This is a genomic window from Caminicella sporogenes DSM 14501, assembly GCF_900142285.1.
Classification (GTDB): domain Bacteria; phylum Bacillota; class Clostridia; order Peptostreptococcales; family Caminicellaceae; genus Caminicella; species Caminicella sporogenes.
This window is the reverse complement of sequence record NZ_FRAJ01000017.1, coordinates 24,237-37,290: the sequence shown is the minus strand read 5'-3', so window position 1 is coordinate 37,290 and position 13,054 is coordinate 24,237. Positions and strand designations below refer to the sequence as shown.

7 protein-coding genes are annotated in these 13,054 nt (G+C 27.9%); all 7 read right to left on the bottom strand.

Annotation, left to right across the window (positions count from 1 at the left end):
• Positions 1 to 162 precede the first annotated feature (162 nt).
• The gene (locus BUA90_RS09810) at positions 163 to 5,430 is read right to left on the bottom strand and encodes an S-layer homology domain-containing protein (protein ID WP_072968120.1); all 5,268 of its coding nucleotides are present in this window, start codon (positions 5,428 to 5,430) and stop codon (positions 163 to 165) included.
• Between the two features lie 71 nt (positions 5,431 to 5,501).
• Positions 5,502 to 6,896, bottom strand: coding sequence for an outer membrane protein assembly factor BamB family protein (locus BUA90_RS09805; RefSeq protein WP_072968118.1), 1,395 nt, complete (start codon positions 6,894 to 6,896; stop codon positions 5,502 to 5,504).
• Positions 6,897 to 7,236: 340 nt separating this feature from the next.
• Positions 7,237 to 7,413, bottom strand: coding sequence for a hypothetical protein (locus BUA90_RS12420; RefSeq protein ID WP_159430020.1), 177 nt, complete (start codon positions 7,411 to 7,413; stop codon positions 7,237 to 7,239).
• A 34-nt stretch (positions 7,414 to 7,447) separates the two neighbouring features.
• Positions 7,448 to 8,047 (bottom strand): recombination mediator RecR, encoded by a 600-nt coding sequence (gene recR, locus BUA90_RS09800; RefSeq protein WP_094756844.1) that lies wholly within the window; start codon positions 8,045 to 8,047, stop codon positions 7,448 to 7,450.
• Positions 8,048 to 8,098: 51 nt separating this feature from the next.
• Entirely contained in the window at positions 8,099 to 8,437 is a 339-nt protein-coding gene (locus BUA90_RS09795; protein WP_094756843.1) for a YbaB/EbfC family nucleoid-associated protein, read from the bottom strand.
• Positions 8,438 to 8,538: 101 nt separating this feature from the next.
• On the bottom strand, positions 8,539 to 10,191 hold the full coding sequence (gene dnaX / locus BUA90_RS09790) for a DNA polymerase III subunit gamma/tau (protein ID WP_072968114.1): 1,653 nt from the start codon (positions 10,189 to 10,191) through the stop codon (positions 8,539 to 8,541).
• Positions 10,192 to 10,297: 106 nt separating this feature from the next.
• The gene (locus BUA90_RS09785) at positions 10,298 to 12,928 is read right to left on the bottom strand and encodes an HD domain-containing phosphohydrolase (protein ID WP_072968112.1); all 2,631 of its coding nucleotides are present in this window, start codon (positions 12,926 to 12,928) and stop codon (positions 10,298 to 10,300) included.
• Positions 12,929 to 13,054 lie beyond the last annotated feature (126 nt).

The following is a 13,054-nucleotide window of genomic DNA, read 5'->3' as shown; positions in this document are numbered from 1 at the left end:
ACAATTTCAATAATAAACACATATAAAATTTTTATTTTAATTCTTTAGTCCTCTTTTTACTACGTCTCTGTCAAAATAATCTTCTATTTTTTGCAATTTATATACGTTTTTAAAAAACTGCTAGCATAGATTAAAATAAATTTTGCTAGCAGTTTTTATTTTTTAATGAATTAAATTATAAAGCTTGTAGAGCATTACGGCTGCTTGTGCCCTATTTGCTCTCTCTTTTGGTGCAAATCTTCCATCTTCCATACCTCTTATGATTTTTTCTCTTACACATATACTTACTGCTTCTCTTGCCCATACTGATATTTCTTCTTTGTCTGTAAAAATATTTAATTCTTCTAAGGTTGCTTCTTTATATCCTTTCTGCTTTAATACTTTTGCAACAATTACTGCCATTTCTTCTCTTGTGATTTTTCCATTTGGATCAAATATAGTGCTACTTCTACCTCTAATTAGACCATTTTTATATGCTGCTCCCACATAATCATAGTACCAAGTGTCTTTGTCTACATCTGTAAAAGGTATTTCTACATTTTCAGTATTATACCCCATCATCTTTGCCATAAGTGTTGCAAATTCTGCTCTTGTAATATTTGCCGATGGAGCAAATATACCTTCCTTACGACCATTTATTATACCTTTTTGTGCCATAGCTTCTATTGCTTCCTTTGCCCACTGATAACCCCCTAGGTCTTTAAATATCACTTTTACCTTATTTGCAAAATATTTACTAAAATGAGGAGTTGTAAAAGTTACCATTCTTGTATCAGAGTCATATTCTCCACCCATATTTTCTATAGTTCCATCTTTCTTTAGTAAAAATACTTGTACTACTTCTCCTTTATTCACTTTTCCCTTATAAGGTATACTTACTTCAATTGGTTCATTAAATTTATTTATTTTTTCATTTCCAACTTTTGCATCTAAATCTATTATAACGCAGTCCTTTGGTATTTTGTATCTTTCAAGCGGTGTTAAGATATTTCTATCAACTATCTTTGCAATCAAAGCAATTTCTTCTTTATTTTCTTTATCATTAAATGTATTTGGTGTTAGCTTAAATACTGCATTTTCTGTTCTTATTTCTACTTTTTCGATGCCATCTTGTTTTAAGTTATTTATAACATTTGATGCCAAGCTTATATATACTTCTTTTTTATCTTTACTTGGTATTTCTATTTTTAATATCTTTTCTAGGTCTATTTTCTGATTTATCTTGTTCTGCTTCAATTTTTCTTTCATTTCTCTTTCTATACTTTCTATTTCATCTGTCATTGCATTGATTTCATCCATATCTATCTTAACTAATACTGCATTTTTTCTCTCTTCTAATGCATCTTTTGAAATTTCTTGTTTGAATGATTTTTCTATTGCTTTTTTCGCTGCCTTTACTGCATTGTTAATAAATTCTTTTTTATTCTCTCCACCTAATTTTTCTATTAGATTTCCTGCAGCATCAATAATATCCGATGTTGCTTTGTTTATTTCTTTTTTATCCGTTATTTTATCCATAAGTTTTAGTATAATCTTCATATTTTCTACTGCAATTATACTAACATCCTTTTTGTTGTTCTTATCCATTATCTTATCTGATAATTTTACAAGTATATTAATTGTTTTTGTAGCTTTATTAAACACGTTGTGTGCTTCTTTTTCATTTTTTACTTTTTCTGCAGCTTTTTTTAATTTATTCTTTATTTCAGTTACTTTCTTTACTACTTCTTTTTCTTCTTCTGATGTGTTTATTTTATCCATATTTTTGTCTAATTCATCTAATGTTTTGTCTACATCTTTTATATCAAGGTTGATTCCTCCTGATGGTGTCTTACTTTCTCCTCTTACTTGAATCTTAATAGGTAATGGTCTTACTATATCCCTTAATCCTTCTCCATTTATTCTTTCTGCTGATATTTCATAAGTTCCCGGCTCATAAAATATCAATGTAGCCTTGCCTTCTTCATTTGTCTTAACTTCTTTACCATCCATTTCATATGGCTTACCATTTACATAAATAGTTGCATTCTTTATTAATTTTTCTCTATCTGAACCAAAGCTGTCACCTTCTTCATTATATGGTGTCACTACTCCTTTTAATTTTACTTCAACCTTCTCACCTGTACTTACACTTGTCTTATCTGATTCTATTTCAGTAACCCAAGTATCAAATCCATATGCACCAAAATACCAAAGTATATCTTCTCCACCTTTTAATCTATACGCTTGGCAACCATAATTAGGAAGCCAACCATTTACCCTGTACATCCATCCTGATGTATGTCTATGGTCAAATTCTCTGTCGCCACCTATCATTGCTATATAAAGTGACCAGCCATAATCCTGCAAATCACATCCACTATTATGATCTGTACAATCAAAACCTTGTTGTTCTAAGGCCTTTATTAGAGCATGAGCTACAGTTGGATTTTTAAGTCTATCAGGACCCCAACCTTTACTTTCTGTTGCTGATTCCCCAGTTGCTTTTCCTAAATAAGGTGTTAAATCAAAATTATCAACTACTATACTAGTTCTAGGTACAAAAGTTTTATCATATCCTTCTACTCTAATATAAACCTTTACACTATTTACATCCTGTTCATCATTATTATAATCGCTATCTTCTTTTATATCCAATCCTGTTCCTCTATACCATACTCTACCTCTATCACCAGCTAAAAATAATTTGTCACTACCAAAACCAATTATTGTATCTAATCCGCTATCAATTCCATCCGGTTTAATCAAATCATCATTATTGGTACCGGCAATCTCATTCCAATTTTGACCGTCATAGTAATATAGACTGTCTTTCATAAGATAGATATTATTTTCATCTAAAATACATAATCTTGTTCTTCTATGAATATTACTACTTAAGTTTATACGCCTTGTTAAAAAAGGAAATGATATGTTTTTCCAACTTTCTCCATTAAAACATGCTACTTCTAATTGTTCTATATCAGAATTTATTCCATTTATATTTTGTTTATACACTATACACAAATGATTATTAGCATCTAAATATATATCTTCAATTTCTCTATCTGACAGTCCCTTATAATTAACTTTATATTCAGACCATCTATCTCCATCATAGTGATAAATCTTTTGATCTATTGATAAAGCATAAATATTGTCATGTGATGCAATTAGTGGGTCTCTATACAGTTTAAATCCTAAATCATATGCTTTCCAACTAGACCCATCGTAATGATAAATCCCTTTTCCATTGTTTATATAAATGTCTTCTCTTGAACTTCCCCATACTTGTCTAATACCGCAACTATTATTAATAACATCAGGATGATCTATATTTATCCTTTTCCAATTTTCACCATTAAAATGCTCAACAAAGCACTCATTTTTATCATCACTTTTTTGTAAATATTCAGCTGTAAATATATTTTTTGGTGAATCCCCCCAAATACAATCTACTTCGTCCCTGTTTTTGATTAACTGCCAGCTAGTGCCTCCTTGCTTTTTCTCGTACTTATACAGTCCCCTTCTAGCTTTTACATATATTTCTCCATTTTCAAATGCTAAAATATCTCCAACTCCATTAGGAGCATTATAAGGCATACCAGTACCATAATCAACAGGATCCCATTCGGGTATATTTATTTTTATCCAATCCATATCTTTTATATTTGCTACAACCTTTAAATCAATACTTTTTTCATTGTTTTCTTCATCTGTTTCTGTTATGACATCATTTTCATCTATGACTGCTTTTAATTTAATAGTTCCACTCTTTGGCGTCCACTTATCCAATTCTACAGTTCCCTCATTTGACAGCTCTTTAAAAGGAAACTTATGTATTACCTGATTATTTTCATATACTAAAATATTTATATTTTTAATCTTGATATTTCCATTATTTGCGTATTTAATCCTAAAGCCTTTATTTTCTTTATTTGCTTTATAAATCGTTTCTCTATTTTCTAAAAACTTTATATCAACTATACTAAGATCTGTTTTTATTTCTTTTTCTAATATATTATTTTCTTCATCCTCTTCTTTTACTATATTTAAAGCATCTACAACTACTTTTATATTTTTATTATTTAATTTTTCTATTGGTATATCTTTAAACTTTATAGTATTAGTACAGTTAGGCTCAAAAGTAGTCGTTTCTTCTTTGATAAAATCATAATCATCTTCCCCATATACTACACCATATACAGCTATAGTTACATTTTCTGCATCTCTTTTTCCTATATAGCTCACTAATGCATCAATATCTAAAGTCTTTTTTGATACATCAATAGTTACATCTAGTTTAGATAGCTTTAAATCTTTTTTATCTGTAACTTTATACTCTAAAATTGTTCCATGATCCCCTACTACAAGTAAGTTTTCTTCATCCATTCCTACTATACAATTTAACTTTTCATCTAAAAGAACTTCCGGAACAGCCACTCTTCTCCATTTACTGCCATCGTAATGATAGATTAAACCCCTTTCATTTTCATCATATCCCACTGCATAAGTATTATTTGAATCCTTCGTCCAAAAATCATTTATTCTTTTAAACTCTGATAGCTCTGTTGCTTCTGTAAAATTTTTCCCATCAAATTTTACATTTATATCAGGATATATATCAGATTTCCTAGTATCCCATTCTCTACCTGCTAAATATATTTCATTAGGGGCTTTTACAAATATATCTGTAAATTTTCTTTTTTCATAGGATGAAATATATTCTTTCCATTTGTTTCCATCAAAATATCTAAACCCTGCTTTATTTTCTCTACCTTTTCTAATCACCCCTAATATATAAATATCATCTTCACTTTCTATATATATCCCCATAAATATAGACTCTTCTCTATCCTTTTCTTTCCATTCAGTCCCATCAAAATGAGTTATTCGATTTTCTCCTACTATATAAATATTATCTTTACTTGTACCATCAATATCAAAATAGCCTCGTAAAGTTCTGTTAGTAGTCTTTTTTTCCCATTTAATACCATCATAGTGTAGTCTTATAGATCCATACATAGGTCTTGCATCATTATAAGCCCTTATATTTGGATAAATACCGCCTACAACATATATATTTTCTGATGAAGTTCCCCATATACTATGCAAATATATATTCGATTCATCTATATGATATATCGGCTTACTAAGTCCTTTTCCACTTACATATTTATAAATATTTTTTTGCCCTAATACAAATACTTCTCCTTCAGGACTTTTCCATATATCTACTAAATTTTCATTTGTATTAGATGCTACAGCCTCCCATATTCCATTTTGTTCATTTTTATCACTATAAACTGCTTCTGTTACTGTTGTCTCTATTTTTGAATTTTCCGCCCATACTATTTTATTTCCCATGCCAGTTGGAGTTATTAATCCACTAAATACCATAATACATGTAAGGATTATAGCTATGAGATTGTTATTTTTAAATTTATACATTTTCTTCCTCCTTCATAGCAATAATAGCAATAATGGATACAAATGTACATTTGTATCCATTATTGCAGATATTATTTTTTCTCATATACATCCACTGCTACACTTTCTTCTTGTAATTTATCTATATCCGTAACCAAAGGTTCTATTTTAAAAGCCCTTTTTAATGTTTCTTCTTTTATTCCAAATACATATCCAGAATCATTACCATAAACTACATATTCTCCAGCAGGTGCCATTCCTTGTAATGTATAATTCTGCATTTCATCTCTTGGAGGAGTATATACCCACACTAAAGATGCACTATATCCTTCATCCATTATGCAATAACCTCTACCTTTTGCACTATTTTCTGTAAAGTATATATAATTATATACACCATCACTATAAACAATAGGTGAAGACTGTACACCACCAATTCCTGTATACTCCCATATAAGATTTAAGTTTGTATCATAGCACACTAATTTTCCTCCAGAGAATTGACCTTGTCCAACATATATTCTATCTTCGGACATATCTTTATGATATGCTACAACTGGTGTAGATGTTGTATATCCTATTTTTCTTGACCCTTCGTATTTAAGAGTACCATCACTATTAATATTTAACTTCCACAAATACCCACCTTTATCTGTAAAGTATGCTGAATTATCATATACACAAATTGAAGAGCGAACTTCTCTTGAATCAGTATGAACTTTTCTCAAATCAAATTTATCCTTTTCTGTTCCATTATTTTTATCAAGAACATGAATATAGGAAGCATCATTTCCAAATATTATATAATTCCCAACGATTGCTGCTCCTGCCCAATAAAATCCATCTTCTCTGTTGTCATTTTTTACTCCAGTATATTTCCAAAGTATATTTCCATTATTTGCATCTACACAATAGTAAACTCCACCAGTTGTAGTATCCACAGTTCCTTTCCAAGTTCCAAAATATAACTTTCCATTGTCATAAGTAATTGGAGTATTTAGTTGTCCACCTTCTGATAAAACTGCCAGTTCTGTAACATTAGGTGTACCATTCAAGTTGCTCACTTTTTTAACTTTTAGTTTTATTTTATTATCTGTTTTATCCTTTTCCTGCACTCCTAAATATATATTAGAACCGTCTGTTGCTGGAGTAGATAATTGAAATCCTCCATCACTATCAACCTTTATCTCCCAAACTTTTCTACCATTACTTATATTTATTTTATAAAGATTACTACTTGCAAAAACATAGGCATTATCCCCTATTACAAGTGGAACTGTATCTATACCAAACCACCCAGCTGATTCTGTTTTTGTTATCCAATCTGCAGTTATAGAAGATGATGTAGGTAGCTTATCAGTTGTTACACCACTATTTACAATATCGCCTTGGAACTGTGTCCAATCTGCAAATACATTCATTGGCATTAAAGTAAATAGCATTACAACTACTAAACTTATAACAAATGACTTATTTCTTTTTAACATTTCAATCCCCCCATTTGTGTTTTAAATGTAATTTTCTTACAATTAAGCTTTTGATACTATCCTCCTTTCAATAGTTAGAATTTTTATAAAACAAAAAAGAGGCTCTATCTCAAATAAGATAGGCCTCTGGTTTTCCAGTCAGCTCTTAAATATACAATTTTATTCACATTTCAATTACTATTATATATAATTTTGCATATAATTTCAATTTCTAACATATAATATAATTTTAAGTTTTTTTTACATTATATTATACAAAATGAAAATATTTATCTTCTCATCCTTCTATTTTTTACTTATTAGTCTAACTTACATTAATTATTTAAAACAGCCTTAATAATTATTTATCTCTTTGATTATCTTCTTCTAACAATTTTTCTATTCTTTCAATTCTATCTTCATTCCTTTTAATACACCTAGGCAACTTAATAAGTATATAAAAAATGAAATAAATAATTCCAATCAACAATACAGTATTTAAAAATTGAACAAATATAGTACAATCAAATTTTATCACACTATCATTCTCCTTTGTGTAAATAAACTTTTTATTATAATTCTCTTCTTCCTTCAAGAGCTTTTGAAAGAGTTACTTCATCTGCATATTCTAAATCTCCACCTACAGGTATTCCATGAGCTATTCTCGTTACTTTTATACCCATAGGTTTTACTAATTTTGATATATACATAGAAGTAGCTTCACCTTCTATAGTGGGATTTGTAGCTAATATTACTTCTTTTATATCATCATTTTGTAATCTTAATAATAATTCTTTTATTTTTATATCTTCAGGTCCTATACCTTCCATAGGAGAAATTGCACCATGAAGCACATGATATAATCCATTATATTCTCTTGTTCTCTCCATAGCAGCAACATCTCTTGGGTCTTCAACAACACATATCATGCTTTTATCCCTTTTGTGACTTGTACAAATACGGCAAGGGTCTATATCTGTAATATTCAAGCATATACTGCAGTATTTTGTTTTCCTTTTAGCATTTATTATAGCTTCTGCTAAACTTACAGCTTCTTCTTCTTTTGAATTTAATATATAAAAAGCTAATCTTTGTGCAGTTTTTCTTCCTATACCAGGCAATTTTGAAAATTCTTCTATTAATTTTGCCACAGGAGCAACATAATTAATCACAATAACACCTCCTATTATTTAAGGCGAGTCTTTAGACTCGCCCATAATAACTTAGAATAATCCCGGTATATTTATGCCACCAGTTACTTTGTTCATCTCCTTAGCTGCCATTTCTTCAACCTTTCTCATAGCTTCATTAACAGCAGCTACTATCAAGTCCTGTAGCATTTCTACATCATCAGGATCTACTACATCTGGATCTATTTTTATATCTAACAACTCTTTTTTTCCATTAATTTTTACAGTAATAGCTCCTCCGCCGGCTGTTACTTCTAACTCTCTTTCTTCTATTTCAGATTGAATTTTTTCTATTTGTTTTTGCATTTTTTGGACTTGTTTTAACATATTATTCATATTCCCCGGCATAGCCATTCTTCTTCCTTTAGCCATAATTATCCCTCCATTACTTCTTTTGAACATTCTTTTTTATTATACCATATTAATTTTTATAAAATATAAACTATTCATTTAAAAGTACTTTTAAAAGCTATCTATTCTTCTATTTTTAATTTATCTTTAAATTCTTCAAAAAATTCTTCTACCATTTTTACTTCTTCTTCAATTTGAGTAAATGCCATCTCATCTTGAGTTTTGTTTATTTCTTCTAATTCATTTTCCATTACACATTTTATTTTAACACTTTGTCCAGTCATATCTAATATAGTTTTCTCTATTATTTCACTATTATTCGCCTTATTTGTAGCATCTTTATGAAACCAAAATCCTTCTTTAAAAGATATTATAAGCTTATTTCCATCTAAAGCAACTAATTTACCTTCCATCACAAGAGCATAAGTCGAAATTTTTCTCCTCTTTATTTCTTTTAAAATTTCATTCCATTTACTACTTATCTTTTTAAAATCTAATTTTTGCAAAACTGCAGTTTCTTTTCTTTCTACTTTTTTTTCTTTCTTTTCTTTGCTTACATCAGTTTTATCTTCTCTAATATTCTTGGACTGTGATTTTATTGGCTTTATACCTTCAATCTTTAAATTTTCAATTTTTTTTTCAAGTTTTTTTATTCTATCTATCAATCCTTCATAAGAATCATCAATTCTAGGTTGTATAAGTTTTATAACAGCTAATTCTAATAAAATTCTTGGCTGACTAGACCATTTTACCTGTTGTTGAGTTTCAGATAAAACATTTATAGTTCTTATTATAGTATTTATATCTAATCTTTCTCCTTGTTTTTTCAATATTTCTATATTTTCTCTAGACATATCTATTACTTCTTCAATATTCTCTGCTGATATTTTAATCATCATCAAATTCCTATAATGATTTATTAAATCTTTAATAAATTGATTTATATCCTTGCCACTGCTAACTAATTCATCAATTAACTTCATCGAAGTCTTTGAATCTTCATCACATATAGCTTCTGTAAGTTTAAATAAAAATTCATCGGTAACTAATCCCAATATTTGTACTACTTTATTATAAGTTAATTTTCCTTCAGCAAAAGATATACATTGATCTAATATACTAAGAGCATCTCTTACTGCACCATCAGAATTTTTTATTATCAATTTTAATGCTTTATCTTCTATCTCTATTTCGCTGTTATTACAAATGTACTTTAATCTATCAAATATCTTTTCATAAGTTACTCTCTTAAAATCAAATCTTTGACATCTAGATAATATTGTTGCAGGTATTTTTTGTGGCTCTGTAGTAGCAAGAATAAATATAACATACTCAGGTGGCTCTTCTAATGTCTTTAATAATGCATTAAAAGCTCCCTGTGATAACATATGAACTTCATCTACGATATATACCTTGTACTTTGTCTTTGAAGGTGGATATTTAATATTTTCTCTCAATTCTCTAATATTATCTACTCCATTATTTGAAGCTGCATCTATTTCTATAACATCCATTATTTTTTCATCTAATATACCTCTACATAATTCACATTCATTACATGGATTATTATTTTGAGGATTTAAACAATTTATCGCTCTTGCAAATATTTTTGCAGTAGATGTTTTACCTGTTCCTCTTGTTCCACAAAAAAGATATGCATGAGCTATATTTTTATTTTTAATTTGATTTTTTAATGTCATAGTTATATGCTCTTGTCCTACTACTTCTTCAAAAATCTTTGGTCTCCATTTTCTATACAATGCAGTATAAGCCATTTATTTCATCACCTTTAATTTCTATCATTTAATCTGTATTATAAAATTATAACACAAAAAAAGAAGCAGTTTAAGATAACTGCTTTTTCTTTTTACAACCTTTATATCAAATTGAGTTAATTATTTCCTCAAGTTTTTCCTTATGAGTATTATATATATATTCCATTACTTCAACTACTTTTGGACAAAATTGACTTCCTTTAAATAAAATCAATTCTCTCATAGCTTCTTCCATCGTTTTAGCATTACTATAAGACCTATTCGTAGTCATCGCATCAAACGCATCAGCTACTCCTATTATACAAGCTGTTAAAGGCAAACTATCAATTTTTATATCTTTAGGATAGCCTTTCAAATCGTATCTTTTATGATGCAATAATACTCCATCTAATATATTTTGAGATAAACCAATATGTTGTAAAATTTTCTTTCCTATAGAAGGATGTTTAATAATTTCCTGAAATTCTTCTTCTGTAAGTTTTCCTGGCTTTGTAAGTATTGCATCATTTATACCTATTTTACCTATATCATGCAGTATACCAGCAATTTTTATTTCTTCAATCATTTTTTCATCAAGTCCCATAAATTTTGCTATAAGAGTTGAATATCTAGAAACTCTCACAGAATGTCCTTCTGTATATGCATCTTTTGCTTCTACTGCCGTTGCTAAAGCTTTTATTGTTTTAAAATAAGATTCTTTTAAATCTTCACACAATCTAGTTTTTTCTATAACTACGGTTGCATAATTTGAAAAAGCTTTTAACATATCAATATCTTCATGATTTAACTTTTTTATAGAACCAACTGTCAAAATACCAATAACTTTACTTTCTAATATAAGCGGAATAAATATTAAACATTTCAATGCTTTTATGTATTTATAAGAATTTTTATCCTCTTTATATATATTTGATTCTATTACATTACTGAGTACAATTATTTTCTTTTCTATAACAGCTTTTCCTATTATATCTTCATGTATATTTATTGACTTTTTATAAGCTAGTTCCTTTAAACCTCCTGCAAAAGCCATAATTTCCAATTCTTCACCTTTTAAAAGTCTTATACTGCAAATTTCAATTTTAAATAATTCACATATTCTATTTACTATCGCATTTAATAAATCATCCATTTTATTTTGAGATACGAGATAATAACTTATTTCATTAAGTGTTCTAAGCTTTTCATTTTGTTCTACTATTCTCTTTTCTAACTTTCTCTTTTCTGTAACATCCCTTCCTATACCTTCTATTCCTATTAGTTTTCCACTACTATCAAGTATTCTATTGATATTAGAAGCAATAATTACCCTTTCTTTCCCATCTGATTTTATAAAACATAAATCGTAATCTTTAAAATCTTTTTTACAAAACTTATTTAATATATCTGTAATATCTTCATTATTATCTAAAGTACATATTATTGTAGAAATATTTTTACCTATAATATCCTGCGGTTTATAACCTAATATATTTTGAATTGAATTATTTACATACGTTATTGTTCCATCCACATCTATAACCCATATAAAATCAGAAATATTTTCTATTAAAGTTCTATACTTATTTTCAGAAAAATTCAATTGTTCTGTTGTAGCCCTCAATTGATTAAAAGATGCCTCTAATTCTAAATTCATTTCCTGCAATAACTGATTTTTCATAAATAAATCTTTAGATTGCTTTTTTAAATCATCATAGTTTTTCTTCAATGCTTTTGCCATCAAATTAAAAGATTCCATCAGCTCATTAAAATCATCATCAGCAGCTGTTGAAATCTGTACATCTAAATTTCCTTCTAATAATCGTCTAACTCCTCTTTTTAACTCTACTACAGGTATAGAAATCTTCTTTGAAATATATAAAACTGAAAAAATAGCTACTATTACAGTAAATATAAATATCCCTATAAATTGTTCTATAAACTTATTTATCTGCAAATAATATCTATTTACATCTTCAAAAGTTATAATACCTACATTAATACTGTTTAGTCTAGTATATATCCCTATTAGCTTTTTACCATTATAATCTATTTTTACAAATTCTCCTTGTTTTTTTATAATAGGTAAATAATTTATTCCATCTACAAAATCATTTTTATATAATAAACTATTATCATCTGCTATAACTACATGAAACGAATTTTTTCCAATATTTATCTTTTTTATTTGTTCTATAACCTTGTCAAACATAAAATCCATACCCAATACACCAATAAAATTTCCATTTTCATCTTTAATCGGAATAGATACTGTTATTACATTATATCCTGTTACTATATCTTCATATGGTTTACTTATAAAAAGTCTATCATTCTCTTTAGCTTCTAAATACCACTTTCTCTTTCTAAAATCAACTTTTTTTAAGTCATAGTCTAAGCTATTTGAATCATAATTTATACCATCTTTAGTAGTTATATAAATATTTAAAAAATCTTTTCCGCTATTTTCTTTCTGTCTTTTCAAATATTCATTTATACGTTTTGTATTTTTATTATTTTTCAATTCTAATCCTAAAGATAAAGACATAGATTTTAGAATTTTTATTTTGCCTTCAAACCAAGAATCTACTAATTTAGTATCATTTATTACATTTTTTAATGTTGTTTGATTTTGCTGTTTTATTAAATATTCATATATATTTAGATACGTATTCATACCTAAAAAAAATATAGGAATAAACATAACTATTATTAATAAAATAAAAATCCTGCTTCTAAAACTATTTTTAAAAAACATCTAATATCCCCCATACGATAATGTTTGCTTCCCATTTATAGAATATTCGACAAAATTCAAAAACTTCCTTTGTTTGTACAGTTTTTTAATCTAATTGTAACTTTTTATATATAAAAAAAGCATATG